The 25,351-nt window shown below is 40.3% G+C and carries 27 protein-coding genes; 5 read left to right on the top strand and 22 right to left on the bottom strand.

Annotated elements, in window-relative coordinates; all coding sequences use genetic code 11:
• The 11 genes from CH362_RS06275 to rpsF form a co-directional block, all read right to left on the bottom strand.
• Window positions 1–258, bottom strand: coding sequence for a hypothetical protein (locus CH362_RS06275; RefSeq protein ID WP_100709514.1), 258 nt, complete (start codon window positions 256–258; stop codon window positions 1–3).
• Window positions 251–1,024 (bottom strand): DNA repair protein RecO, encoded by a 774-nt coding sequence (recO, locus tag CH362_RS06270; protein WP_100709513.1) that lies wholly within the window; start codon window positions 1,022–1,024, stop codon window positions 251–253. Before recO ends, CH362_RS06275 begins: the two co-directional genes overlap by 8 nt.
• Window positions 997–1,416: an rRNA maturation RNase YbeY gene (gene ybeY / locus CH362_RS06265; RefSeq protein ID WP_425269027.1), complete on the bottom strand. Its 420-nt coding sequence runs from the start codon at window positions 1,414–1,416 to the stop codon at window positions 997–999. Before ybeY ends, recO begins: the two co-directional genes overlap by 28 nt.
• A 64-nt stretch (window positions 1,417–1,480) precedes the next feature.
• Window positions 1,481–3,889, bottom strand: coding sequence for an HD family phosphohydrolase (locus CH362_RS06260; protein WP_100709511.1), 2,409 nt, complete (start codon window positions 3,887–3,889; stop codon window positions 1,481–1,483).
• Window positions 3,889–4,857 carry a PhoH family protein gene (locus tag CH362_RS06255; RefSeq protein ID WP_100709510.1) on the bottom strand — a complete coding sequence of 323 codons (969 nt, stop codon included), beginning with the start codon at window positions 4,855–4,857 and terminating at the stop codon, window positions 3,889–3,891. Before CH362_RS06255 ends, CH362_RS06260 begins: the two co-directional genes overlap by 1 nt.
• 4 nt (window positions 4,858–4,861) lie before the next feature.
• Window positions 4,862–6,667, bottom strand: a complete 1,806-nt coding sequence (gene aspS, locus CH362_RS06250) for an aspartate--tRNA ligase (RefSeq protein WP_100709509.1) — start codon at window positions 6,665–6,667, stop codon at window positions 4,862–4,864.
• 60 nt (window positions 6,668–6,727) lie between these two features.
• Window positions 6,728–8,050, bottom strand: a complete 1,323-nt coding sequence (gene dnaB / locus CH362_RS06245) for a replicative DNA helicase (RefSeq protein WP_100709508.1) — start codon at window positions 8,048–8,050, stop codon at window positions 6,728–6,730.
• A 12-nt stretch (window positions 8,051–8,062) separates the two neighbouring features.
• Window positions 8,063–8,527: a 50S ribosomal protein L9 gene (gene rplI / locus CH362_RS06240; RefSeq protein WP_100709507.1), complete on the bottom strand. Its 465-nt coding sequence runs from the start codon at window positions 8,525–8,527 to the stop codon at window positions 8,063–8,065.
• Between the two features lie 10 nt (window positions 8,528–8,537).
• The gene (rpsR, locus tag CH362_RS06235; RefSeq protein WP_100709506.1) at window positions 8,538–8,852 is read right to left on the bottom strand and encodes a 30S ribosomal protein S18; all 315 of its coding nucleotides are present in this window, start codon (window positions 8,850–8,852) and stop codon (window positions 8,538–8,540) included.
• 14 nt (window positions 8,853–8,866) lie between these two features.
• Complete coding sequence (locus CH362_RS06230; RefSeq protein WP_100709505.1) at window positions 8,867–9,307, bottom strand: single-stranded DNA-binding protein; 441 nt, start codon at window positions 9,305–9,307, stop codon at window positions 8,867–8,869.
• Window positions 9,300–9,575 carry a 30S ribosomal protein S6 gene (gene rpsF / locus CH362_RS06225; RefSeq protein ID WP_100709504.1) on the bottom strand — a complete coding sequence of 92 codons (276 nt, stop codon included), beginning with the start codon at window positions 9,573–9,575 and terminating at the stop codon, window positions 9,300–9,302. Before rpsF ends, CH362_RS06230 begins: the two co-directional genes overlap by 8 nt.
• 318 nt (window positions 9,576–9,893) lie before the next feature.
• Between rpsF and CH362_RS06220 the strand changes: the two genes are divergently transcribed.
• Together CH362_RS06220 and CH362_RS06215 are read left to right on the top strand one after the other, a co-directional pair.
• Window positions 9,894–10,172 (top strand): FitA-like ribbon-helix-helix domain-containing protein, encoded by a 279-nt coding sequence (locus tag CH362_RS06220; RefSeq protein WP_100709503.1) that lies wholly within the window; start codon window positions 9,894–9,896, stop codon window positions 10,170–10,172.
• On the top strand, window positions 10,156–10,560 hold the full coding sequence (locus tag CH362_RS06215) for a type II toxin-antitoxin system VapC family toxin (RefSeq protein ID WP_100709502.1): 405 nt from the start codon (window positions 10,156–10,158) through the stop codon (window positions 10,558–10,560). The genes CH362_RS06220 and CH362_RS06215 overlap by 17 nt, the downstream gene beginning before the upstream one ends.
• Here the strand turns inward: CH362_RS06215 and CH362_RS06210 are convergent.
• The 4 genes from CH362_RS06210 to purU all read right to left on the bottom strand — a co-directional run bounded on the left by CH362_RS06210 (window position 10,557) and on the right by purU (window position 15,776).
• Window positions 10,557–11,765 (bottom strand): CapA family protein, encoded by a 1,209-nt coding sequence (locus CH362_RS06210; protein WP_100709501.1) that lies wholly within the window; start codon window positions 11,763–11,765, stop codon window positions 10,557–10,559. The two genes, CH362_RS06215 and CH362_RS06210, sit on opposite strands and share 4 nt — an antisense overlap.
• 117 nt (window positions 11,766–11,882) lie before the next feature.
• Window positions 11,883–13,343 (bottom strand): SBBP repeat-containing protein, encoded by a 1,461-nt coding sequence (locus tag CH362_RS06205; protein ID WP_100709500.1) that lies wholly within the window; start codon window positions 13,341–13,343, stop codon window positions 11,883–11,885.
• A gap of 124 nt (window positions 13,344–13,467) precedes the next feature.
• Entirely contained in the window at window positions 13,468–14,874 is a 1,407-nt protein-coding gene (locus CH362_RS06200; protein ID WP_100709499.1) for an SLC13 family permease, read from the bottom strand.
• Window positions 14,875–14,912: 38 nt separating this feature from the next.
• Complete coding sequence (gene purU / locus CH362_RS06195) at window positions 14,913–15,776, bottom strand: formyltetrahydrofolate deformylase (protein ID WP_100709498.1); 864 nt, start codon at window positions 15,774–15,776, stop codon at window positions 14,913–14,915.
• 263 nt (window positions 15,777–16,039) lie between these two features.
• On the opposite strand from purU, the gene CH362_RS06190 reads away from it, so the two are divergent.
• The 3 genes from CH362_RS06190 to CH362_RS06180 all read left to right on the top strand — a co-directional run bounded on the left by CH362_RS06190 (window position 16,040) and on the right by CH362_RS06180 (window position 17,282).
• On the top strand, window positions 16,040–16,447 hold the full coding sequence (locus CH362_RS06190) for an Hsp20/alpha crystallin family protein (protein WP_100709497.1): 408 nt from the start codon (window positions 16,040–16,042) through the stop codon (window positions 16,445–16,447).
• Between the two features lie 11 nt (window positions 16,448–16,458).
• Entirely contained in the window at window positions 16,459–16,854 is a 396-nt protein-coding gene (locus CH362_RS06185) for an Hsp20/alpha crystallin family protein (protein ID WP_100709496.1), read from the top strand.
• Window positions 16,855–16,940: 86 nt separating this feature from the next.
• Window positions 16,941–17,282 (top strand): DMT family protein, encoded by a 342-nt coding sequence (locus CH362_RS06180; RefSeq protein ID WP_100709495.1) that lies wholly within the window; start codon window positions 16,941–16,943, stop codon window positions 17,280–17,282.
• 44 nt (window positions 17,283–17,326) lie between these two features.
• Here the strand turns inward: CH362_RS06180 and CH362_RS06175 are convergent, their stop codons facing one another.
• The 7 genes from CH362_RS06175 to CH362_RS06145 all read right to left on the bottom strand — a co-directional run bounded on the left by CH362_RS06175 (window position 17,327) and on the right by CH362_RS06145 (window position 25,163).
• Window positions 17,327–17,935, bottom strand: a complete 609-nt coding sequence (locus tag CH362_RS06175; RefSeq protein WP_100709494.1) for an SCO family protein — start codon at window positions 17,933–17,935, stop codon at window positions 17,327–17,329.
• Window positions 17,932–18,966, bottom strand: a complete 1,035-nt coding sequence (locus CH362_RS06170; protein ID WP_100709493.1) for a multicopper oxidase domain-containing protein — start codon at window positions 18,964–18,966, stop codon at window positions 17,932–17,934. Before CH362_RS06170 ends, CH362_RS06175 begins: the two co-directional genes overlap by 4 nt.
• A 16-nt stretch (window positions 18,967–18,982) precedes the next feature.
• Window positions 18,983–19,297 carry a PLDc N-terminal domain-containing protein gene (locus CH362_RS06165; RefSeq protein ID WP_100709492.1) on the bottom strand — a complete coding sequence of 105 codons (315 nt, stop codon included), beginning with the start codon at window positions 19,295–19,297 and terminating at the stop codon, window positions 18,983–18,985.
• A gap of 51 nt (window positions 19,298–19,348) precedes the next feature.
• Window positions 19,349–21,355 carry a right-handed parallel beta-helix repeat-containing protein gene (locus tag CH362_RS06160; RefSeq protein WP_100709761.1) on the bottom strand — a complete coding sequence of 669 codons (2,007 nt, stop codon included), beginning with the start codon at window positions 21,353–21,355 and terminating at the stop codon, window positions 19,349–19,351.
• A 187-nt stretch (window positions 21,356–21,542) separates the two neighbouring features.
• Window positions 21,543–22,991, bottom strand: a complete 1,449-nt coding sequence (gene nhaC, locus CH362_RS06155; RefSeq protein WP_100709491.1) for a Na+/H+ antiporter NhaC — start codon at window positions 22,989–22,991, stop codon at window positions 21,543–21,545.
• Complete coding sequence (locus CH362_RS06150; protein ID WP_100709760.1) at window positions 22,988–23,920, bottom strand: pseudouridine synthase; 933 nt, start codon at window positions 23,918–23,920, stop codon at window positions 22,988–22,990. The genes nhaC and CH362_RS06150 overlap by 4 nt, the downstream gene beginning before the upstream one ends.
• A 31-nt stretch (window positions 23,921–23,951) precedes the next feature.
• Window positions 23,952–25,163 (bottom strand): PilZ domain-containing protein, encoded by a 1,212-nt coding sequence (locus CH362_RS06145; protein WP_100709490.1) that lies wholly within the window; start codon window positions 25,161–25,163, stop codon window positions 23,952–23,954.
• Window positions 25,164–25,351: the final 188 nt, after the last annotated feature.

The raw sequence follows: 25,351 nt of genomic DNA, 5'->3' as shown, positions 1-25,351 counted from the left end.
CTATTTTTTAAGGGAGTTATCATCCCAGTCAGGAAACAGCCTTTTGTTTCCGATCAGTTTCCAACTTTTATCCAGGGCCCCAAGGACCAGATTTTTCTCCCTGAGGATACATTCAAGATATTGGCAATTCCTGGAAGCCTCAGAGATAACGGGACGAGGTGGGATATCCTTCTTCCCCCATCTTTCCTGAAGAATGATCAGAAAAATCAGACCTATAGTATAGATAAGTAAAAATGCAGTTTTAAAAAGTTTATCCAAGATTTTCCCCTAAGGATTCGTAGAGCATAGGTTCCGATTTAAGTCTTTTTCCAAGAAGAGGTTTTAAGGCCCGGTTGCTTAAGCTATCCGCCTCCTTCAGGAGTTCAAGGGAAATCTTTTTGTCCTTTAGGTCCCTGTATCTCAATGCCAAACAATCTTGGACGAATAATACAAGTCCATACTTGTCCGGTTTAGGATTTCCACAATCTCCGCAGACTATTTCGAAATGGGTTTCGTCCAAACTGCAGGCCTCGATCTCCGAGAGATTTTTTCCACAGCTTGCACATTCTATTTCCTTGGATAAAAAGCCGCCCACATATAATAACTTCAGTTTGAAAAAGGGCAAGAATACAGGTTTGTATCCGTCTTCATCCAATTCTTTTAAGGCGCCGAGAAGAAGTTTATACTCCATTGGATGGGAGCCTCCTTCTGTTAAAAAAGAGGAAACAAGTTCGACTAGATAAGAAACCAAAACGGTTCCCGAATATCCTGTCTTTGCCTTATCGAATCTTCTGATTAATCCAATTTCTTTTACGTTAAACGTTTCTCTTCCTTGGGTGAAATAATAATCCAATACGGTAAGAGATCCCGGCTCGACTGCTGCAATAGGTCTTGTTTTACTTTTTTTGATCCCTTTTACTCGGAAACTTCCTACTTCTCCTTCTTCTGGTAGAAGTCGCAAGAATGCATCTCCTTCCGGAAGGATGCGGCTTTCCATTACAATTCCGGTGGTTTTCTTTAAGGCCCCAGGACTAGATCCAGACATAGATCCTCCTTCTCCTTCATTAGAGCCTCGTCTTCTTCTCCACGTTCATGATCATAACCGATTAAATGTAAAAAACCATGCACGAATAATCTGAAAAATTCATCTTCTTCACTATGACCTATACTTTTTGCCTGAGCTTTGCATGTATCCCAGGAGATCACAATCTCTCCTAAACTCAGGATAGGTCCGAAATTTTCTTTTTTGTTGGGGGGAAGTTCCCAAGGAGTCAGATCAAAACTTAAAGGAAAGGAAAGCACGTCAGTTGGATAATCTTTCCCTCTTCGCACACGATTCAATTCTTGGATCGATTCATCGTCAGTTAGAACCAAAGAAATATGAGTATTTATATTAGGAAAAGAGAATGTACTTAAAATTTTCCAACGAGATTCCAGAGAAGATTCGGATAACCAATTAGGAAGAGAATTCGGATCGAAATCCGAAGAGAACTCGAACAAGTCAGTGACTCTTAGGGGCGTGTTTCCCCAAAATATTTTTGTTCTTCTCTTCTAAAGCTTTTGTATCCTCAGGTTTAGGATATTTAGGTCTAGAGTGAAGACTAGAGAGAAGAACTTCTTTAAAGGAGAATTTTACAACTTCAAGATCTCCTAATGTGAGTCCACATTCGTCCAATTGGTTTTCCGCCAATTTTCCGTTCACAATTTTAGTGATAAGAGCATCCAAAGATTCGGGAGTTACTTCTTCCAAGGACCTACTTGCAGCTTCCAAACTATCCGCAATCATGACGATTGCAGTTTCTTTTCTTTGAGGTTTAGGACCTGGATATTGAAAGTCTGCTTTTTTGAGTTTTTTCTTTTGAGAAGGAGAAAGTTCTGCAAGCGCCTTATGATAGAAGAACGCCATGGTAGAAGTCCCATGATGTTCCGGAATAAAATCGATTACTTCTCTTGGAAGCCTAGCCTTCTTAGCCATTTCAATTCCGTCTAAAACGTGATCGATTACGATCTTAGCGGCTTTAGCTGGGTTATTCTTATCGATATTTTCCTTTTTAGGGATCAAGTGTTGATTCTCTACAAAGAAACCAGCATTCGGGATTTTACCAATATCATGGAAATATACACCCACTCTTGTCAAAAGCCAATCCAGCTCCAAATTTTGAGCGGCTCTTTCAGACATAGCGGCAACTAGAAAGGTATGAGTATAAGTAGAAGGTGCCTTGGTTAGCAGATCCTGCAGCAACGGGTGGCCAGTATCTGCAAGTTCCATCAACTTAAATCTGGTAGGTATATTAAACACATACTCATAAATTGGAAGAAGTAGCTGAGTCAAAGTGGAACAGACAAATCCATTCACTAAACATAATAAATATAATCTGAATATATTCGATTCCCAAAGGTCCCTCAAATAAGAACCAGACGGAACTGCCACCCAATAATTCCTGGAATCAAACAAATACCCGGAAGAAGAGATCAATATCTGGACCAGGGCCATATAGAAACCGGCCTTGATAAAATCGATCCTCTTCCTCATCTTTCTTCCATATGTAGCCGCGACCACAGTCATCACAAAAGCTAAAATGAAAGAAGTTGGATTATATCTCGAAGCCGCGAACACAAAGAAGGAAAGAAAAAATCCAATCGCAATCGATAATTGTTCATCATAGATCATAGACAAGATCAAACAAACCATTCCGGTCGGGATCACAAGTGCAAAGTAAAAGACAGAATCGTAACTATTCTCAAAACTAAAGAATGCTTTAGATGCAAGATAAGCCCATAATACCAAGGACCAGATCAAAGTGAATACGATCACGTTACTGGACACGTCATTCAAACGTTTTGGATTATACTTCTTTAAAAACGCATAAACTATAATTACAAAAATAGATTGGATAAGAAGAATAGATGTGATGGAGGCAATATTCGCACGAGTCGCGTATCTATTTACTATCAGTAATTTCTGATAGATATCAGGAGTAATTGTCTCGCCCGCTTTTACTATAGTCTCTCCTGCATTGATCCTGCTACTAACAGGTTCCGTCCTATCCATAACAGATTGTTTTTGATTTTTGGTTTCTTCTGCATTATAAGTACAGGCCGGATTAGAATACACGTAAGTGAGTGCAAGTTTTTGGATCACAGAAAGAAGCTGAGGATCCGTGGCCTGTAATTTCTCCGCAGCCAAACGGTTCAAAGTATCGATAGTAGCACTATCTCTATACAAATACATACGAGGGATCACAAGTGTACCCTCAACAGAAGAGATCTGTTCTTTGTTTCCGCTCGCACCAGAGTTACGAATTCTTGCTTCTGCAGAACGGATCGCAGTATAATCTGCAGGTTGATCTCTCAAGATGCAAAAATTAGAAAAAACCAAATTACTATATTGTTGGACAAGATCGCGAACTCTGGATTTTCCAGGAGTTTTAAGTAAAAGTTCTAACTCTTCTTTGGATCTATTCTTCCATCTCGGAACTGCAGCCAGCAATTCTGCGGAAGTTTTTACTTCTCCAGTAGGCTTAGGCTCCCTATATTTCTCCATATCTTCTAGGATAGCAGGACGAATTATATCTATTAGAACTCTATAATCTCTGTCGAAAAAATTCGGAGCAGATTGAAATGCCTTTAGTCTTTTGGCTTTTGTTTTTTCTTCGTCTTCGTAAACTATATCTTTGGTGGAGACAACTTTTTCTAAAGCATTCTTGCCTTCTGAATAAGGACCGTCTTGAGAAAGATTAATTTTATCCTGACCAAAAAATGGGATGGCAAGCATCCAAGTCACGATGATCAACGTGATCGCAGTGAGAATCACTTGGAATTTTCTCACGAAAGAAATCGGACGGATCTTGGTCAGAGTATCCGTGATCCAAGCCATCCCTCTTTCTAATAGTGATCCCAAAGGAAACATTACAATTCCTCGAACTTCCTCACGATGGTTTCTACCAGTGGGTGTCTTGTGATATCTTCTTTTCCGAAAAACACCTGGCCGATTCCTTCAGTTTGTCTGAACAAGTTTACCACACGATCGAAACCAGATCTACCATGTTCTAAGTCAATTTGGGTCACATCTCCAGAGATACACATCCTGGAATTACGGCCCAAACGGGTCATAATCATTTTAAGCTGAGCAAGAGTACAGTTTTGAGCCTCATCCAAAATGATAAAACTTTTGGAAAGAGTCCTTCCTCTCATAAATGCAACTGGTGCGATCTCAATTTTAGTAAGTGCAATATATTCTTGGGTTTTTTCAAAACCAATACATTCGTTCAAGGCATCATAGACTGGACGAAGATATGGATCCACCTTTTGGTTCAGATCTCCGGGTAAAAATCCAAGATTCTCCCCTGCTTCTACTGCTGGTCTTGTTAAAACGATCTTATCTACGATCCCATTTTGCAAAAATCTACAAGCCATTGCAACAGACAGGAATGTTTTTCCTGTTCCTGCGGGACCAATCCCGAAAGTGATCAGATTATTTAAGAAAGATTGAATATACTTTTCCTGGTTTTTTGTCCTGGAATAAAGATGTTTTCCCTTGTATGTTGTGAGAATTTTTTCGTTAGGTTTGAAGGGCTCGTCATCCGACTTACGCTCTTCCTTCTTCTTTTCACGAGTGGCTTGTTTAAGAAGATAACCGAAATCAAAGGAATCAGTAAAATCCCTATCCGGTCTATCCCGGTAATTGGTTTCCAATAATCTGAAAAAATCTAAGGCAAATTCTACCTTTGTTGGAATTCCTTCCACCTGGAAACCGTTCCCTCTAGGGATTAGATCGATCTCCAATTGTTTTTCCAAATTTTTGACACCCGTATCGTTGATCCCACAGATCTTACGATACAGGTCCTGGTTTTCGAAAGTAAATTGTTCTTTCCTGATACGATTAAACCTTTATCAACCTAAGCTTCAATTCTTGGAGCTGTTTCTCTTCCACTTCAGACGGACATTCACTCATCAAACAAACACCCTTCTGTGTTTTAGGGAATGCGATCACATCTCTGATGGATTTTCCGCCAGTCAACAGCATCATGATCCTATCAATACCAAATGCGATCCCTCCATGAGGAGGTGCCCCATATTCCAAGGCCTCCAATAAGAAGCCGAATTTCTCTTTAGCTTCCTCTGGTCCGATCCCTAAAGTGGAGAAGACTCGAGTCTGCACATCTTTGGAATGGATACGAATGGAACCTCCACCGATCTCCACACCGTTCAGCACCAGATCATAGGCTTTTGCGAGAGCATTTCCCGCTTCTTTTTGGAGTCTTTCCTCGGAAGAAAAAATTTCCAAACTGGAATCTCCAGGAGAAGTGAACGGGTGGTGTAAGGAATCCCAGCGTTTGCTGTCCTTGTTCCACTCGAACATCGGAAAGTCCACGATCCAGGAAATATGAAAGCTTCCTTCTGCAGGTTTGTCAAATCTTTCCGAAAGTTTCAGACGCAATGCGCCCAGAGAATGATTTACGATTTCTCTTTCATCCGCTCCGAAAAAGACCATGTCTCCTTCTTTTGAGCCGACTAAGCTTGCAATTTTAGAAAGAGCTTCCGGAGTGAATCGTTTTGTAATAGTAGATTCTAATCCTTCTGCCCCGTGTTTCATGTATGCGAGGCCTTTTGCTTTATAATCTCTGTTCAACCAAGCAGTCAGATCTTCGATTTCCTTTCTGGAAATTATAGAACCGCCAGGAACACAGACCGCCTTTACAACTCCACCATTTGCAACTGCACCGGCAAATACTTGGAAATCTGAATCTTTTACGATTTCGGAAACATCTACAAGTTTCATTCCAAAACGAAGGTCAGGTTTATCAGAACCATATTCTTCCATCGCTTGTTTATAAGGCATTCTAGAGAATGGACCCTTGAAATCCAGACTGAACACGTCCTTCATGATTTTAGAGAATAAACCTTCGATCTCTGAGAGAATTTCTTCTTGTGATACGAAGGAGAATTCCATATCCAACTGAGTGAACTCAGGCTGTCTGTCCGCTCGTAAGTCCTCGTCTCTGAAACATTTTACGATCTGGAAATATCTCTCCATTCCGCCTACCATCAGGATCTGCTTGAAGATCTGAGGAGATTGAGGAAGTGCATAAAATGAATTCGGGTTAAGGCGAGAAGGTACCAAAAAGTCACGTGCTCCCTCTGGAGTGGACTTATTCAGGATTGGAGTTTCAATCTCTACGAACTTACGAGAATTTAGATAATTACGAATTGCGAATACGAACTCATGACGTTTGATCATTCTGTTCTTAAGTTCGTCTCTTCTGAAATCCAAGTATCTGTATTTAAGCCTGTTCTCTTCAGAAATCTCCTCGAACTCATCCAAGGAGAATGGAGGAGTTTTTGCAGAGTTAAGAATGATGAGTTGGTCTACGACAAGTTCAATTGTCCCAGTTTTCATCTTGGGGTTGATACTTTCTGCATCCCTTTTCTTGAGTTTTCCTTGGACTGCGATCACATACTCAGAACGGATCTTTTCCGCAGCAGCAAAGTTTTCTCCCAAGATTTCTTTACGTAATACTACTTGCAGGATCCCTGTTCTGTCGCGTAGATCCACAAAAATAACTCCGCCTTGGTCGCGGAATCGAAAAGACCAACCGAATAGAGTGAGAGTTTTTCCTTCTTGGGCATCAGTTACTTCTCCTGCCCAGGCTCTTGATTTATAACCTTCTAAAATCCAATCTTCCAAAGAAATTCCAGTTCCTTATTTTGTATTATAAAAACGGCTCGTAGATTCCCGCAATCGGGACTACACGTTATCAAATCTGGAAAGTTCAGGTCGGAAGGCAAGTGGAAAAGAACCGGTTGGTCCGGACCTGTTTTTGGCGATGATGATTTCCGCCATCCCCTTCATTCTAGGATCTTCCTCTTCGTCCTTTCCTTTCTCTCCGCGGTAAATGAATGTAACTATATCCGCGTCCTGCTCGATTGCTCCCGATTCTCTTAAGTCTGCAAGTTGAGGTCTCTGGTCCTTAGATCTCTGTTCAATGGAGCGGTTCATCTGAGAAAGTGCGATAACTGGACATCTTGCTTCCTTGGCCATCTGTTTGAGTGCCCTGGAAATCGAGGAAACCTCTTGTTGTCTTCCCCCGTCCCTGTTTTTGGGATCATTCATGAGCTGGAGATAGTCCACGATGATGAGTCCAAGTGTTTCGTTTGTGAGAAGTTTACGAACCCTTCCTTTAAAATCGTCCACACTCAGTGCGCCAGAGTCATCAATATAAATAGGAGAAGAAGTTACCTTAATGATTGCATCGATCAGCTTGGGGGCATCCGACTTAGTCACTTCAGAACGTTTTAATTTGTTGGATTCGACCTGAGCATAAGAGCATACAAGTTTGAGCAGAAGTTCCATTCTACTCATCTCTAAGGAGAATATCACCACTGGTCGATTATGGATTAGTGCAACATTGGATGCAATATTCAGAGCTAAGGTGGTCTTACCGTTACCAGGTCTTGCTGCCAGAACCATCATCTCGTATTCTTTTAGACCAGAAGTCATCTCATCGAACTGAGTAAAATTGGTTCTAAGACCTTTGATCTGGCCTCTACTCTCCATAATATCTTTGATATATTCGGAAAGTGCCGCCTTATCCCCGGAAACAGGAAGAAGTCCTTTAACATCTGCAGATCTAGAAACATCTGTAAGACTTTGTTCGATCTGATTGAATACTGATTCGTTTTCGCCCGGTTCTTTCTGGATCAGCTCCAGAGCGTTCATTAATAATTTAGAATATTTTCTTCTTTCGGAAAGACGTTTGATCCTTTCCGCATAATAACCCAGTGGATGGGAAACTACAGAATCCTTATAGAGAGAATAAATATATTCGTATTCTCTTTCTGGATCTTTGAGTAGAGAGTTTTCTTTTAAGAAGTTTAGGACGGAGACCGGATCTACTGCGATCCTTTTGTCCACAAGGTCCAGGATTGCCTTGTAAATTCTTCTGTTTGTATCTTGGTAAAAGTCCTCAGGAACGAGGGGGATATCGATTAGATTATCCGCTCCTTTAAGAAGCAGAAATCCGAGAAAAGATTTCTCGGATTCCAATTCAAACAAGGAGTCGGATTGCATTCTTGTTCCGGACTACGCTTCGGTAGAAACGACTTCCTCTTTCTTCACATGAACTGTGATAGTCGGGAGGATACCTTCTGCAAGACGCACTTTCAATTTATAGGAACCTAGGTTACGGATAGGCTCTGGGAATTCGATTTTGCGCTTGTCTACTTCGAATCCTGCGGTTTTTAACAAAGCTGCTACATCAGCAGGAGTTACCGCTCCAAAAAGTTTATCCCCACCTCCGGTTTTAACGGAAATTTCGAATTCTTTTCCGTTCAATCCAGAAGATATGGATTCCATATCTTTCTTGCGTTTTTCTTTTTTAAGATCTGCAAGTTTTCTTTGGTGAAGAGCCATTTTGGTCTTACCTTCAGAAGCTCTTACAGCGAGTCTTTGAGGGAAAAGAAAATTACGAGCGAAACCGTCCGCAACTTCCTTTACATCTCCAGCATCTCCTAAGTTAGAAACATCTTTTTGTAATATTACTCTCATTAGTTTCTCCTTAGTTTACTTTGAACGGTAGAAGACCGATACTGCGTGCTTTGCGGATCTCTCTCGCAAGGATCCTTTGATACTTTGCAGAAGTTCCAGTAATTCTTCTTGGAATGATCTTACCACGGTTAGTGATGAATCTTTCCAAAAGTTCGGTGTTCTTATAATTAATTTGTTTAGCAAGTTCAGGATCTGCAGTGAAACGGCAAACTTTCTTCTTATACTTGTTTTGTTTTTTAGGGGGGCGTCCTCCTTCTTGATCTAAAGGCATGCCCTCAGCAGTCATTTCCTGCTTTAATTCTTCTTGTATTTCATTATCTGACATGAATGTTGTCCTCTTTAAAAAGGTATATCGTCGTCGGTTCCGGAACTTCCCATATCATCTTGAGCAGACGAATAAGAAGAAGATCCGCTATTAGCAGAAGAGCCGTACTCTCCGCTTCCATTCTCCCTTGCACCACCTATCATCTGGAAATTTTCCACAACGATACGAATGCGGGAGGCCTTCTTGCCTTCCATGGTTTCCCAGGTATCCTGCTTAAGGCGTCCCTCGATCACGAGTTGTTTGCCTTTCTTGCAGTATTGCTGGATGATATCCGCGCCTTTTCCCCATGCCTCGCAGTCGAAAAAATGAGTTTCCTCTTTTTTCTCTCCGCCGGTTACGTATGTGCGACCGTTAGCTAAGGAAAAATTCACAAGAGAAGTCCCGTTCACGGTTTTGAATTCCGGATCACGGGTCAGGCGCCCAACAAGGGTCACCCGATTGATATCGTTAGCCATTGAGGCGGACGATCATAGAGCGCAGTAAATTTTGGTTAAGACCAAAGTCACGCTCTACCTTTTCTAAGGCGGATTGTTCTGCATTCACTTTGAAGTGAGTGAATATTCCGTAGTCTTGGTGTTGGATTGGATGCCAAAGTTTCTTTTGACCCCATTCTTCTTCTGCGGTCACGTTGATGGAATGCTTTTTGAAGATCTCTAGGACCTCAGTTTTAGCTACTTCCTTCGCGGTTGAACGCGTGATTGTAGTAATCTCGTAGTTTCTCAAAAGTTTCTCCTATGGGAAAATGCCCGTCTGCGCAAATGCGGCGAGCAGAAGAACCGAATTTTGTCCTATTTTCGGCTTTAGGGGCAAGGGGTCAAGTGGAATAGATTTGGGCGTCTTAGACACCAAAAAAGGTTCTAAGGCGTAATTAGAATGAGTATTCCGGGACCTTCTTCATTTCTTAATTTTCATTTTCCAAGTCCATCCTTTGGCTCTCCAAAATGCGAAGGAATCCATTTTCTACCCTGTAACCTAATTTTTCATGAATTGTGCTTTCAATTTCATGAAATTAAAAGCACAATATTCTGAGAGGTTCAGAATATGGCGAACTTACAAGTAAGGGACATAGACGATAGACTTTACGAAGCATTAAAAAGGAGGGCCGAAATGGAACATAGATCCATAAGCCAAGAAGTAGTTCTTCTAATTGAGAACTATCTAGCTCACGACAATAAAGAATCCGAACGTAAGACCCTAGGTTTCTTAGAATTATCAGGCTCCTGGGTAGATGACAGAAGTCCAGACAAGATCGTAAAAGATATACGCTCTTCTCGAACCAAGAACACGCTAGGGAAGGATGCTGATGAGCTATTTGATTGATACTGATATCATCATCTATAGCTTAAAAGAAGATCCAATTGTTCGGCAAAATTTTTTGGATCGTAAGAACTCCATCAAATCAGTTTCCGTAATCACCTATGGAGAATTGATCTTTGGAGCCCAAAAATCTTCTTACAAAGAAAGAAATCTGGCAACGGTCCGAAGAATTGCCGAACTTTTTCCTGTGATAGAGTTGACCGAAGGAATTATGGAAACGTTTGGAGAACTCAAAGCGAACCAACAGAAAAAAGGTAATACTGTAGAGGACTTTGATTTACTCATCGGCTCTACGGCTTTGTATTTGAACTATACTTTAGTTACGAATAATGAAAAACATTTCCAAAAAATTCCAGGATTGAGAATAGAAAACTGGGCTAACGTAGCCTAATCCAATTCGACCCAAGCCCTGTCCCCATCGATCCGAATCTTAGTGCCCAAGTCTTGGGAAAGGACTGCGACTTCTTTTAAAAAATTCTCTGCTTCCTTTCCTTCAAGAGGTCTGACCAAATGATCCTCGTTTTGGAATTTTCCGAAAATAGGAACAAGTTCAATATTGATCAATTTGCTTTTTTTAATATGAAGTATTACAATTAAGTTATGATTTAAGTAGGCGTTCCTACTTCCGAAGATCAGATTCCCCAAAGAATAAAATACAATCGTATTTCCTAGCTTCTCAATACCTTGGGGAATATGAGGATGATGCCCTACTATAATATCCAATCCACTGTCAGCTAAAGTTTTTGCGATTTTTCTCTGCTCAATTGTTGGAAAAGGAGAATATTCCACTCCCCAATGAAGAGAAAGTATTCTGAATTGTTTTCCCGGAGGAAGCGCTTTAGATTTTTTATCTCTTTTAGAAGTTTTAGATGAATTCAGTTGGAATTTTTCTATCTGGAATTTTTTCAGAATCAACTCCGGATCCAAAGGCATGACACCTGGAGTTTGTCCGGCATAATGAGATCTACCTTCTGCTACATTAGTTGCAGAATAAACTCTAAGAGTTGTATCCTTCCCTTCCCAGATCCATGGACGAAAAGCGAATTCTATATTTTTTCCCGCGCCAATAGAAGAGATCTTTCTATTTTCTAAAAATTTAAGAGTTTCTTCTAATCCTTCCGGACCATGATCCATTGCGTGATTATTCCCAAGAGAAACAAGATCCACTCCTAAAAAGCTCATAGTTTCTAGATCAGATTCTTTTGCTTGGAATACGTAAGCCTTACCGTGATCCCAACTTTTTTCGGATACTACTGGAGTTTCTAAATTTAATACTCTTAGGTCTGCACTTTCAAAAAGGGATTTGAGACCTTTAACTGGGGCTAATTCTCCTTTGGACTTGATTGTGTCCCGGATTCCCCAATTAAACATGACGTCCCCGCCCAACAGGACTTTTACTACTTCTGGATCTTCTTCTTTTCCAAATAACTTTTCTATTTGGGTTTCGATCTTATCTACTATACTTGCCTGTACTTCCGCAGGTTTTTCTGGAATAGAAGAATTTCCGGGGACTCCAGCACATGCAAACGTGAGTAAAATCGGTAAATAAAGAAGGACCGAAATCGAGGAAATGAAGTGTTTTCGAAAAAACCGCATCTATCCGGACAGTTTAGAATCGGTTTCGAATTAGGAAATAAATAATAAAGAAAGAAAAGAAACTTTCAAGGTATCCCTAAAGGCAGGAGGCAAAGAAATACCTTGATATATTGCTATCTAGATACCGTTCCCAATCATTTCTTTAGAAATAAAGAGGCTATTGATACCATTAACTGGATCTATAATATTTAAAAGACAGGAAGTATAACCTACTACAAAAAAGGAATCATTCAAACCTAGGACTACATCTTGGGCGTGAACCTCACACTTTGTGACCTCTTCCATGTATTTCAAATTCGACCAAACTAAATTTCCATCCGTGTCGAATTTTGCTGCGAAAGCATTATCTATAGAATTAGTAAAAGGTATTTTTACCGCAGAAATCGCTCCTGCGATATATGAATTCCCATTTGGATCCACAGTAATTCCGAAACCTTGGGTTTCCGATCTGAAAAAACCGGAATAGTCAGGATTGCCAATAAGTCTGGTCCATAGTTTGTTTCCATCCGAATCATATTTTACTACAAACGTATCAGAAGTTCCGATCGGAGTTTGGCCATCCAGCTCACCTGATGTAATACCTACTATGTAAATGTTTTTATCTGCATCTAAGCTTACATCATTCGCAACTGAAATTTGATCGGGAACACCTAATAAGCGGACCCAAAGTTTATTTCCATCCGAATCATATTTAATTAAAAGTGCATCCTCTATTCCAATCTGAGTTTGATCATCAAAGCCACCTTGAGCAGCTCCTACAAAATAAATCTCTCCATTCGAATCAATTGTTAGATCGCCCGCGATCGATTCAATATTATCCGGCCCGGTATTACGCGCTGTTCTCGCCCATATCTGGTTTCCATCCGGATCGTATTTAACCATAAATAAACCGTCATGTTCGGCCGTGTTCTTTTCACCAAAAAAAGTACCAGCATTCGTAGTTCCTATTACGTAAATATTCCCAAGTTGATCGGATGCAACACCTCTTCCCGCAGAAGTACCCTGATGAAAATCAGTATTACTCCCTCCACCGATCATTCTGGTCCATTTTTTATTCCCATCCTTGTCGTATTTTGATAGATAGGCGTCCTGGTATCCAATTTTGTTTTGCCCATCTAATATCTCTACGACAGTCATTCCTGTACTTAAAACGTTTCCATCTTTGTCGGAATTTACTGCAAGACCATAGGTACTTCCTTTAGAGAAGTTTTTAGGGCCTCCACCTAAATGTTTAAGCCAAAGCCTTTTACCCTCTTCATCATATTTTGTAATATAGGAATCCAATTTACCAAGCAAAGGCTGACCACCCAGATTCCCCTCCGTAAATCCGGTAGTGACTATATTCCCATCTGGATCTAAACTTGCTGAAGTTGCGAAAGTTATCTTACCGAAAACACCTAAAAATGTAGGCCAAGGTTTTTGGGGGCCAGAAGGGATCTTAGTAGGAGGCTCTTCAGAATTACTGAACGCAAGAGCCAAGGCAGATATAATATCCGGTTGCTCAGATCCTGCGCAGGAAACAGAAAGGAAAGAAACTAACGAAATTAGGAATAGAATTCTTCCAAAAGCTGGATACATGCACGAAACAACAAGCGACTAACTTGTCTTTTCGTAATTTTCATATAATATGCGTTAGGTTCATTCCCGTATTTTTAGCGCTTATGCCTGAAACTTACCCATTCAAGGCGATTTCAGGATCCAATTACTGAAAGATCAGAAATCCCAAAAGAACAAGTATTAAACCGAAGATCCCGATCTTCACACCTACTTTAGCCATATCCTTGATCTCAAAACCTCCAACCGCATAAGCAACTGCATTTGGAGGAGTAGACACAGGCAAAGACATCGCAAGAGAAGCGCCTAACGCAGATCCTAAAACTAACTGGATCGCGTAAGATTCATTTCCGGGAAGCAAAAGTGCGGCAACAGGTAGCGCCAAAGGAACCAGAAGATTTGCGGTCGCAGTATTAGATAAGAATGTAGAAAGAAAAAGTCCAATCGAGAAGAAGATCCCAAGCACCCAAAGACTTTCCCCCGGACCTGCTTGTTTGCCGATCAATTCTCCAAACCAAGCCCCTGCCCCACTTTTTTCTATCCCTGTTCCTAGAGCGATCCCTCCCGCAACTAAGATCAGAACATCCCATTCCAAAGAACGTAAATCATTGGATTCCAATATTCCAAACGAAGTAAAAAGAAGAAGTGGAAATAATGCCACAACACCTGCGGGGATCCCATGAAAGGATTCAGTAAACCATAGAAGAACTGTAGCCAAAAACCCGAACAAAACAAATTTCAACTTTTTCTCAGAGCCATCTTCAGAAATAGTTTCATAACGAAGAGAAAGAGTTAAACCTTCGCTAGCTGGAAATGCACGAAGAAGCCAAAACCATGCAGTAAAAAGCAGAATGACCAAGAGAGGAACTGCAACAAGCATCCAGCTTCCGAAAGAAATAAAATCTCCATAGCCCTGATTTTTCAAATTTGCAAAGGCAATCACATTCGGAGGAGAACCAATCGGAGTTCCAATCCCTCCTAAATTCGCAGCAAATGGAATTCCGATCAAAACAGCTTTTCTAAATTTTTCACCCTTGTCCAAAACCATGAGTAATGGAAATACCAACGCGATCATCAACGATGCTGTAGCAGTATTACTCATCCAAAGAGAGATTGTAGCAGTGATACTCATAAGCCCGAGTAAAACATATTTGGGAGAAGTTCCAAAATAAGGTAGAACTCGATTCGCAAGCCAGCGATCCACTCCTACTTTTACACAAGATTTAGCTAAAGCAAAACTTCCCAAAAATAAAACCACCGCTGAATCTGCAAGCGATGCTAAAAATACTGCAGGAGGAGTCGCCTTTCCTGGTCCTGCATATTGTTTTAAAAATTCCCATTTACCAGGATTAGAAAATAGAATGATCTCTGAAAATATGATCAGGATAGAAGTAGCATGACCTGGAATAATTTCAAAAATCCATAATCCTGCAGCGATCAGAAATATAAAGAACATCCCTCCCACAGAAGCAGGAACATATCCGTAAAAGGAAAATACCGGAGGAACACAAGCAAGTACTATAGAAAAAATGAAGCCGACGTATTTTAATTTCATGTATTATCTAAAAACCTAATATTATTTTCGCTTTTAATTTATTCAAAAATGATAGTTCTATTTTGAAAGATCATCACCCTATCTTCCAAAAGTAGGCGAAGAGCCTTGGATAAGACGACCTTCTCCAGATCTCTTCCATACAAAACCAAACGTTCAGGAGAATACCCGTGATCCACATGACAAACATCTTGTACTAAGATTGGCCCCTCGTCTAGATTTTCTGTCACTATATGGGCTGTTCCACCTATAATCTTAACTCCACGTTTATATGCTTGCTCGTATGGTTTTGCTCCTACGAACGCAGGTAAAAACGAATGATGGATATTCAATATACGATGTTCCCATTTTTTCACGAATTCAGGAGTGAGTATCCTCATATATTTCGCGAGAACGATCCAATCTGGTTGGAGCTCCTTCAGGTAAGAGTCCAATTGGATTTCATGTTCTTCTCTACTCATCCCTTCGCTTGAAATACAATGAAAAGGAAGTTTAAAATCTCGGACTAGATCTCCTAAAATTTCGTGATTGGAAACCACACCCAAAAGTTCCATGGGTAATTCTCCATATCTCCAGCGAAGAAGAATATCTCCCAAACAGTGAGGCTCTTTCGTAACAAGCAAAACTACCTTAGGAAGTTCAGGATTGGATAAAGTAAGCTCTGCATCCTTCGGAAGAATTTTTGCAAGTTCGGAGATAAGACCTTCTTCTTTTGAACTATTCTCTAAAGAGTATTCAGTTCTCATAAAGAACACTTTCTCTAATGGCTCCACGAACTCTTGGTTCCCAACTATATTAGCACCTATATTTGCTAAAAATCCTGTGATCCTATGGATCAGGCCCGCCTCGTCTTTACAGCGGATCAAAAGTATTCTGTTCTTTTTCAGATTGGATTCCGAATTCAAAATTTCTCCTTTCTGGTCCTAAGAATCGCCTAAGATGTCTAAAATTTCGGCTAATCTTCCTCTTGAACCAGAAAAGGAATATCTTCTTTTTTCTTCTAAAATCCGGTTTTAGGCCAGAATCGGGCGGATCCAGGGAAAATTTGGGCCCTTTCGCATTTTAGCACTCTAATTAAAAAAGTGCTAATTTTCATAAAATTGGGTGGAACTTTTTTTAATATTTAGCACTCTAAGTATTAAATTGCTAAATAGCCCAGGAGGCAATAATGAGAACCCCAAATTTTTTTAGCGAAGTCAGAAGAATTCAAAATAGATTTCATAATTTATTCGATCCAGTCTGGGAAGGCGGACAGGCATACCCTGCGCTAAATGTTTATACAGACCAAGACAGGATCACAGTAACCGCAGAGATTCCTGGTCTTTCTCCAGAAGATTTGGACATTACAGTGGCTCACAACCTTCTCACCATCTCAGGCGAATGGAAGGACTATGCACAAGACAAACCTCGTAGGATAGAAAGAGCCAGAGGAAAATTCCAACGAAGACTAGAACTACCAGTAGCAGTAGATTCAGAAAAAGTAGAAGCAACCGTAAAAGACGGAATTTTAACCTTAGAGCTTCCAATTCTTGAAAGCGAAAAACCAAGAAAGATCCGTATCGAAGCAAAGGCATAAGGAGAAAAAAAATGAGCGTATCAGAATTACTTAAAACAGAAGAAAGAACCGCAACAGAACAAGAGAAGACTCAAAGACCAAGACCGACTTATACTCCTTCTACGGATCTTTATTCGAATGAAGAAGAACATCTTCTTGTCTTAGATCTTCCTGGCGTAAAAGAATCCGATCTTGAAATTTCTCTGGAGAAGGATGAACTCAGGATCTCTGCTAAAACCAACGTTTCTGAACCGAAAGGAAACTTAAGATATTCGGAATATGGAACTGGAGATTATAAAAGGACATTCCTTGTATCCGAACCCGTGGAAGAAGATAAAATTTCCGCAGTACTCCAAAATGGGGTTCTGCAACTCAGACTTCCTAGAAAAAAACCTTTGAGCAAAAAGATAGAGGTCAAAACTAACTAATTGTTTTTCAGCAAATCCTTACTTGATAACCGGGTTCTGCCCGGTTTTTTTTTGCTTCTATTCTTCCAGTCGGTTTTCCTGGATTTATGAGAACTTTTATATTACTCACTCTTTCCAATTTATTCATGACTTTTGCCTGGTATGGTCACTTAAAGTTCTTCAAAGACTTTCCAATTTGGAAAACTATCCTGATCTCTTGGGGAATAGCATTTTTTGAATATTGCCTGATGGTCCCTGCAAATCGTATCGGATATGCGGAAGACGGATTAAGTGGTTTCCAACTCAAAATTTTACAAGAAGTGATCACGATCACTATTTTTGTTGGATTTGCGATTCTGGTATTAAAAGAAAAAATGAAATGGAATCACGCGGTTAGTTTTTTCCTTGTGATCCTTGCAGTTGTATTCGCTTTTTATGATAAAGAATGAATGTTTCCTACAGGGTACTTAAGCTCACAGAGAGATTTAGTTAATTACAATAATTCTCTGATTTCTTTTGCCAGTTCTTCTCCCTTGATCCCTGTAGGATAAGCTCTTAGTATATTTCCAGCTCTATCTACTAGATATATAAAAAGAGTATGATCCATTCCATATTCTCCATTTCCTTGAGGGAGCTGGGTCTTTTGAGAGAATACTCCAAATCCTTTCTGCAACTCGCTGATCTGATCCTTTCCACCAGTTAAGGCTACGAGTTCTTTTCCAGGAAAATGAGAAATATATTTTCTTAATACTTCCGGAGTATCTCTTTCCGGATCGATTGTAATAAACACAGGAGTAATATCTTTGGAATCATCTTTTAAAGAAATGAATGCGTTCTCTATATCATTCAAAGCCATTGGACACATATCAGGGCAATGGGAAAAACCAAAATAAACTACGAACAAATTCCCAGGTAATTCTGCCGGGCGAATAGACTTCCCTTCTGTATCTTTTAAGATTGCAGTTCTCCATTCTGCTACAGGAGTTTCAGATGCGAATTGAGAAGAAGGTTTCTTTTTCATATAAAAACCTACACCGAAACCAACTCCAAGGATCAAAAGAGAATAAATTATATTTTTATAATTTGATTTTAAAAAATTCATACTGCTACGATCCAGCCCATTGCTCCCCTATCCGCCATATGGGTCTGGTGAGGATGGAACATATATCTTCCTCTTTTAGTAAGTGTAAATTCTACAATTGCTCGTTCTGTTTGTCCCAGAGTGATTACATCTGTATGTTCATCTGGCACAAGTTTGGTTCCAGTTCTATACACATCGAATGTCTGGGAATGAAGATGAAAAGAAGCAACAGGATCATGTTCAGTCATATTCGCAATGTATAATCTTACTTTTTTGCCAACAGGGACCTTGATCGGAAAACGATCATAATATCCAGCGATACCATTCCAGGCATAAATATCATTTCGACCGGTTTCATTCAAATCCCATCCTGCAAGTATCAGCATGAATTCTAATGCAGGAGGCCTCCCTCCAGGAGGATCTACTATAAATCCACCATACAAACCTTTGGACATATGACTCGCCAAAGGAGGAACATGACAATGGTATGGGTGAAACCCGATCGGGCCCGCAGTGATCTTATAAATTCTTTCTGCACCAGGAGCAATTGGTTCCCAACCATCCTGCTGAGGATCATGAGTTCCATGAAAATGAACAGAGTGAGGATGATTGGAATGATTTCTAAAAAGAAGTTCCATCTCCTGGCCAAGTCTTGCGCGTATCACTTTTCCAGGAACAACACCATCGAAGGTCCAAGCGTCCACGACAGTATTATGAGCCACAGTCAATGGCATTTCTATAATATTGACTTCAGAACGAAATTTAGAACCGGTAGGAGCCTGGGGAATCGTACTATGTAACTCCATCCTAGACAAGAACGCGGCGTCCGCGAACATAGGAGGATGGATCATACTTCCGTAGGAATTCCCACCTATAGAGCCAGGCAATCGAATAGAAGGATTCGGAGTAGAAGAAATCTGTCCTGGAACAGAAGACCCCGTCCTACAGAGTGGATCTTCTTTTTTGCCTGTGGTAATTCCGGCGATTCCGGTACCCGCTGCGAGCCCGGCACCACCTATTCCTAACCAACGAAGGAAATCCTTCCGATTCATATTACCTTACCGTTTATTAGAATCTTGCGATCGTAGAGATCAGAAGTGTTAAAACCAAAAGGCCGATCCCGCCATACACAAGACTGTTCTTTGCCCAAGATGGGATCTTAGAACCGCCAACTATATGATAGGCTCCTGCCCCGAATAATGGGACAAGAATAATCGCTGCAGTCCATAAACTTCCTTTTTTAGGATCCACATCTTCTCTTTTAGACAAATCGATCAGAGCCAACGGCGCCCATAGAGCGAATAAAATGTAAAAAATGTAGTATCCGTAAAAGTTGAAAAGTAAGGTAAAAAATCCTGGATCGTAAAATTGAGTAGTTTCCATAAATAACTCCTTAGTATATTCTAAAATATTAATGTATTAAGTTTCCCGAGATCAACCCGCTCCGACGTTCCCTACAATGGTAAACCCAAGGTAGAAAATGAAGGCCAGAGAAGCTCCAAATCCGGCAAACACAAGAGTGAATCTCAAGTATTTAGGATAAGAAGATTTGCCTGAAAGAAGATAAGCTCCTCCCCCGATGTACGGCACCAAGGAAACAAACGCCAACCATACGTATTTGCCAATGCTTGTTCCTGATTTAGAAATCAGATCATAAACACTTAAGCTGACCAAACATACGTAAAGAAGTAGCGGAAGCAAATATCCGAACCAACGGAAGATCACTATTTGGATATCCAAAGGTTTAGGCACAGAGAATCCACCCAGAACGTCTCCGAATTTAGGTTTTCTTTCTGCTAGGATTTTAGCTGCTTCTTCTGGAAGTTTTACTTTATCCAAATCTAAACCGAAATCTTCGAAAGGATGAATAGCAGGTTTAACCAGGGCTGCAACACCGCCTGGAATATTTGCTTGAGGAGAAGGAACCGGTTGGTTCTTCCAATCTCCGCTTGGATAAATTCCATGAGTCGCATCCACCATTAAAGAAAGCGCATTATACGCAGTGAAAATTTCTCCGCCCATTGGGATTCTGATCCCTGAAGCGCAAGAATTCGTTTTTTCCAATAAAGGAGGAACTGAAGTTTGGAATTTATTATTTGAGAAACAGTTTCCAATACTGATCGGTCCTGCAAGCGTCAAGTCTCCAAAACCGGAAGAATGTACAATGTTTCCTTCCACAATATTTCTATGAGAGAACCAAAAATTCTCATCCAGATTCGGGAAGATTGCAATCCCGTGATTATCATGTCCGATCACAACGTTATTTTTGATCACGTTATGTAAACCGCCTGCGATCAAGATCCCTGTTCCGTAAGTAGGGTATTCCAGAGGTTTGATTGGAGCGGTCAGGTTATTATTATCATAGATTAAATTCCCAATAATATAAGTTTCTCTTTCCGGAGGAAGAAGTTCTCTATCCAAGGAATTTGGTCCCAAACCTACGATATTATTTCTCCAGATGGAACTGAGGATATATAATTCTCCCCCAGCGTTCGTACCGGAATAACCCAAGGCACTGTTCTCGGAGATCACATTATAAAGAATTGCCTTACAAGGATAACATTGGCCTACGTAAATCCCCGCGTCGGGAGATCCAGAAGCATAAGAATGTTCTAATACTCCGTTCACTGAATCGAAAGCATAGATTCCATAGTCTCCGTTATTATAAGCGGTTAGATAAGAACCTCTATATCCTTTTACACCTGTCCAAAAGAATCCGTTTAAGGTGGCGTTCCTTGCAGTCATATTCTCTACTGCAACACCGTTTGCTCCAACTACGATGACACCATTTGCTCTTTGGAACTGACCATCTAAGATTACTTTGTTTCTATCCGTTCCTCTTAATGTAAGAGAAGGAGTAGTGACCACCACTTCTTCGTAATATACACCTTCGCTGATCAGGATAAGATCTCCAGGAGAAGCAGCGTCCACCGCATTTTGGATGGTAGGATACATTTGTGGAACCTTACGAGTGGTTCCTGAAAATTTTTCAGCGACCTTCCAATCTTTACCAGCTCTTGCAGCTGGGTTATAAGCAGCATTTCCAACTACGATATCCGCAACCATTCCGCTTTTTCCATCTGGAGAAGCGTGGAAGCTACAGTAATAAGGAAAAACTCCTTCCTTAGGATAGCTGATCTTTATCTTGGCGCCTCTTGGCATCACGATATTACCGAAACTTTTTTCGGTAGACCAAGACTTATCCACTGCGATCGCATTATGAGGGTTAGCCCCAGAATTTATAAATTCGATCTGACCGCCGATTGGGATCTTTTGCATAGGGGGAGAAAATGCATTATCCACCATTACCACATGGGCAAAACCTTCTACTGCCTCTCCTTCATTGCTACTGCAAGAAGAAGCGAAGGCTCCCATCAAAATTCCCAGGACCAATAGTCCTAAAACGGGAATGTACCTTTCTTTTAAATGGAATTTAGGCATCGGAACCCCTCTCCTCATATCGAAGTATCTCGGAATTTCACCCGAGACATGCCTTTTTTAAAATGTGAGCTTTTGCTCACTTTTTCAGTATTTTCGCATATCGCTGTGGCGACACAAGCATTTTTCTAAGATTTATAATCGAGCAGATGTTATAGAAACCTTCTTCCACTTAAAAGCTAAAAAGAGTTCAGGAAATCTCTTTTTTAGCTTCCGGATCTTTTCCAGCCAGGCCCCAACCGGTCCATCCAGTAACTAAGGAAAACAAAGGAGAAAGTAAATTTAAGAATGCGTAAGGAAGATACACAAGGGTAGGAACTCCTAAGGCGGTAGCCATAAAGGAACCGCAGGAATTCCAAGGAACTAAAGCAGAAGTCATTGTTCCTGAATCCTCTAAACATCTAGAAAGATTTCTAGGATCCAACCCTTTCCTGGAATAAGCTTCTTTGAACATTTTGCCTGGAACTACTATCGCAAGATATTGATCCGCGCAGAATAAATTGGTTCCCATACAAGTAAATACTGTAGCAGCAAATAATGAACCTCTTGCCTTTGCCCAGTTTAGAACCTTCTCCGCCAAAACTTGGGTCATTCCGCCACCTTCCATGATCCCTGCGTAAAACATGGCCGAGATAATCAGCCAAACTGTGGAAAGCATAGAAGACATTCCGCCTCTGGATAATAACCCGTCTACGACCACATGTCCTGTTTTTACTTTTGTTCCTTCGGAAGCGGCAGATACCAAATTTTTAAAAGCGGCAGAGGCAGCATCTTGAAAGTTTAAAGAATTTGCATATATATTTGACTGGGTCAGAAGAAAACAAACTCCTCCGCTCAAAATCCCAATAAAGATAGAAGGTATTGCAGAAACTCTAAAATAGATGAGAAAGAATGTGAGAAGCGGCGGAAAAAGTAAAACCCAAGAAATTTGGAATTCTGCTTTCAAAGCTGAGATCACAGGACCTATTGCGGCTTCTGTTCCTCCTTGGCTTCCTCCCCAGCCTAAAAACCCGAATGCCAAAAGGCAAATCCCAAAAGCTGGCAAAGTGGTCCTGGCCATATTACGTATATGTGATAGAATTGAAACTCCAGTGATGGAAGATGCAAGATTAGTAGTTTCGGAAAAAGGAGAAAGTTTGTCTCCGAAATATGCTCCTGAGACTACTGCTCCCGCTACCATTCCCAAAGGTTTTCCGAGTCCTGCACCAACTCCAATCAATGCGACACCAATAGTTCCTGCGGTAGACCAAGAACTTCCTGTAGCTAAAGAAACAACAGAAGATAAGATGAGTGCAGAAGGTAAAAATATCTCAGGTTTTAATAATTCCAATCCCCAGACTATTAGCGCAGGAACAATTCCGGAACGTATCCAGATCCCGATCAATGTACCTATCAAAAGCAAAATGAGTATTGGCTGAAGAACATTTCGTAGGGAATCCAGAACCGTATTTTCTATCTTCTCCCAAGAAATTCCTCTAAGTCTAGAAATTCCTGCGGAGATTGCGCCCGCGCTAAATAATAAAATTTGAGCAGGACCTTCTGCGATACCACTCCCGAATAAATATCCTGCGATACTTAAAGAAAGGATCAAAAATCCAAGAGGGAATAAAGAGATCCAAAATCCTGGTTTTTCGTTCATTCCGGAAAATCCTCCGGCAAATTAGATCTAATCTTTATTTTGATCCCAGTAAATGGATGAATAAATTTTAGAGAACTGGAATGTAATGCCTGTCTATTCATTCCAAGTTTAGAGATCAAATCCGGGTCTTTTCCTTCTATAAATTCCAGAAATGCACCCTCGTCCTTTCCATAAATTTTATCTCCAATTAAAGGAAACCCTAATGAATATAATGTGGCTCTGATTTGATGAAGTCTTCCGGTTTTCGGAAAACAGTACACTTTAGAAAAAGGTAAACCTTGAAACGTACCTTCTCCAATTTTTCTAAAATTAGTTTCTGAAGTCTCAAAATCTTCTTCTGGAGTTTCTAATTTTTGAAAAGAGTTCTCAAAGATAAATTTTCTTTTTTTACGGATCAAAGAAGAAGGGTCCGAAATCAAATATCCTTTTGCGCTAACGGATATCGGGAAATTTCCCCAAACATAAGAAATATAGGTTTTATTTATTTTCCTTTTAGAAAACAGCTCTGCCAATTTAGAAGCTGCTTCTGAATCTTTTCCAAAAACAACTACTCCAGAAGTTTCTCTGTCCAATCTGTGGATGGTGTAAATTTTTTCGAAACGAGGATCTTCTTGGATTAGATCTGTGAGATTATTCTTTCTATATCTTCCGGCACTATGGATCGGTATATCTCCTGATTTTTCTACTGCAATGTAGCGAGAATCTTCATATAGAATTTTAAAGTCAGTAATGACAGGAGGTTCAAAACTTTCTCCAGGAAGATAAAGTATCTCGTCTCCATCTTTGATCGAGTAAGAAGGTTTTGCAGGTTTTCCTTGTACTAGTATTTTACCTTCTTCTAATATTTTTCTCCAATTGGACCTGGATTGGTATGTGAATCTGGAAGCAAGAAATACATCGAGTCGAGTACCTGCCTCTTCTTTTCCAATCTTTGTTTTAAGACCTTCTTGTGTAGAAGAATTAGACAGACTCTTCTTCTCCTTCAAAACCCATATCAGGAACTTCTTCTGAAATTGTTTCCATCTCAGGAGTAGATTCCGCTCCGTTAGGAGGGCCTGGATCTTGCACGCTTGATTCAGGAGCCTGGGAACCTTCTCCCGGCCCTAGTCTTGAATCTACGAATTGGTTCAGGATCTCTTCTTCCTTAGAATTCAAATTGAAAAATTGTAAACCTATACGAAACATTTTATCAGTGTTCGTGATATTTCGGATAACTGCTCTATAGGTTCCTCTTAACTCTTGGTTCAGCTGTAGATCACAAAGTAGTATTTCCCCAACTGCAAAACTTCTGGAAAAGAAAATAGATTGTGGATGGAAAAATCCGAGTCCACTTCTACTGATGTCTTCTGCCATACATCTTTCTTTGGATTCCTGGAAGAATCCTGAAGCAATCACATCTCTTGAAATTGCAGCAGCGAATAATGTGATCTTATTATAATCTTCCGTATCCATTGGTTTATCCGAGAGAACCTGCACATAACCAAGTGGAGTATAATTTTTATAACGTATTAAAACTGAAATTTCGGAAATAAATCTGGATTCAATCTTATTCAACGCCAGAAGTTTCAGATATTCTTCGATTGGGACAAAGTCTTGTCCGGCTCCACCCGAACTTCTTTCCAAACGATTGGTAACAAAGATGGATTGTTCAAAGTTATACATGATCCTAAGACGGTTATCCATTCTATCTGAAAAATAGATCACAGAATCAGGATAGGTTTCCTTCATCTTTTTGGAATGTTTCTGCAGGATACCCTCTACAACCTTATCAATAAAACCTAATGAACGTCTTAAGTGAAGTTGATTGATAATATTGGTGAGAATTATAGGCTCCCCTCCTCCGCCTTCCAGCTCTACCCTACCTTGAGCACGTTTTGCCTCGCTGACTTTTACCGCTTGGATACGAAGTAATTCTAAACCGTTGCCAGCATTTCTTTGGACAACGGTAAACACACCATGGAAAAAATGATTATTATGAGTGAGAAATAGGATCCGAGTCTTTTCCCCTTCCGATTTTCCTGGAAGAGAAGCCAAAAGATAGAGACCATCTTTGATCCCTACAATTTTTGCTGGATAAGACCTGCCTTTAATTTCCACAGAAACAGGCAGTCTCGCAAACAATGTTTGGAGGATTTTAGTCAGAGCATCTGTTTCTTTGACTGTCCTATCCAAACTTTCCTCCTAAAGGATCGCTTACCCTCTAACAAGGTATCCGAGTTTAACGACTCCCTCGTTTAGGGAAAGGAAATTACTAGTTCTAAGGAATTTTCCGGATCAACCTTTTTGCATTATATTCTACTAATACGTTAAGGTGATCCCGGACACCTTCTGTGGAATTGTATCAAAACTCTGGCAAAAAG

Origin of the sequence: Leptospira saintgironsiae (assembly GCF_002811765.1) — a bacterium.
Classification (GTDB): domain Bacteria; phylum Spirochaetota; class Leptospiria; order Leptospirales; family Leptospiraceae; genus Leptospira_B; species Leptospira_B saintgironsiae.
Note: the sequence above shows the minus strand (reverse complement) of the source record. Positions and strands in the feature narration are given on the sequence as shown.

Coding starts and splice junctions, on each gene's coding strand:
- recO (WP_100709513.1), bottom strand. CDS start 1,024: ATGTCTGGATCTAGTCCTGGGGCCTTAAAGAAAACCACCGGAATTGTA.
- CH362_RS06260 (WP_100709511.1), bottom strand. CDS start 3,889: ATGTTTCCTTTGGGATCACTATTAGAAAGAGGGATGGCTTGGATCACG.
- dnaB (WP_100709508.1), bottom strand. CDS start 8,050: ATGCAATCCGACTCCTTGTTTGAATTGGAATCCGAGAAATCTTTTCTC.
- rplI (WP_100709507.1), bottom strand. CDS start 8,527: ATGAGAGTAATATTACAAAAAGATGTTTCTAACTTAGGAGATGCTGGA.
- rpsR (WP_100709506.1), bottom strand. CDS start 8,852: ATGTCAGATAATGAAATACAAGAAGAATTAAAGCAGGAAATGACTGCT.
- CH362_RS06230 (WP_100709505.1), bottom strand. CDS start 9,307: ATGGCTAACGATATCAATCGGGTGACCCTTGTTGGGCGCCTGACCCGT.
- CH362_RS06220 (WP_100709503.1), top strand. CDS start 9,894: ATGGCGAACTTACAAGTAAGGGACATAGACGATAGACTTTACGAAGCA.
- CH362_RS06215 (WP_100709502.1), top strand. CDS start 10,156: ATGAGCTATTTGATTGATACTGATATCATCATCTATAGCTTAAAAGAA.
- CH362_RS06210 (WP_100709501.1), bottom strand. CDS start 11,765: ATGCGGTTTTTTCGAAAACACTTCATTTCCTCGATTTCGGTCCTTCTT.
- CH362_RS06205 (WP_100709500.1), bottom strand. CDS start 13,343: ATGTATCCAGCTTTTGGAAGAATTCTATTCCTAATTTCGTTAGTTTCT.
- CH362_RS06200 (WP_100709499.1), bottom strand. CDS start 14,874: ATGAAATTAAAATACGTCGGCTTCATTTTTTCTATAGTACTTGCTTGT.
- CH362_RS06190 (WP_100709497.1), top strand. CDS start 16,040: ATGAGAACCCCAAATTTTTTTAGCGAAGTCAGAAGAATTCAAAATAGA.
- CH362_RS06185 (WP_100709496.1), top strand. CDS start 16,459: ATGAGCGTATCAGAATTACTTAAAACAGAAGAAAGAACCGCAACAGAA.
- CH362_RS06180 (WP_100709495.1), top strand. CDS start 16,941: ATGAGAACTTTTATATTACTCACTCTTTCCAATTTATTCATGACTTTT.
- CH362_RS06175 (WP_100709494.1), bottom strand. CDS start 17,935: ATGAATTTTTTAAAATCAAATTATAAAAATATAATTTATTCTCTTTTG.
- CH362_RS06170 (WP_100709493.1), bottom strand. CDS start 18,966: ATGAATCGGAAGGATTTCCTTCGTTGGTTAGGAATAGGTGGTGCCGGG.
- CH362_RS06165 (WP_100709492.1), bottom strand. CDS start 19,297: ATGGAAACTACTCAATTTTACGATCCAGGATTTTTTACCTTACTTTTC.
- CH362_RS06160 (WP_100709761.1), bottom strand. CDS start 21,355: ATGCCTAAATTCCATTTAAAAGAAAGGTACATTCCCGTTTTAGGACTA.
- nhaC (WP_100709491.1), bottom strand. CDS start 22,991: ATGAACGAAAAACCAGGATTTTGGATCTCTTTATTCCCTCTTGGATTT.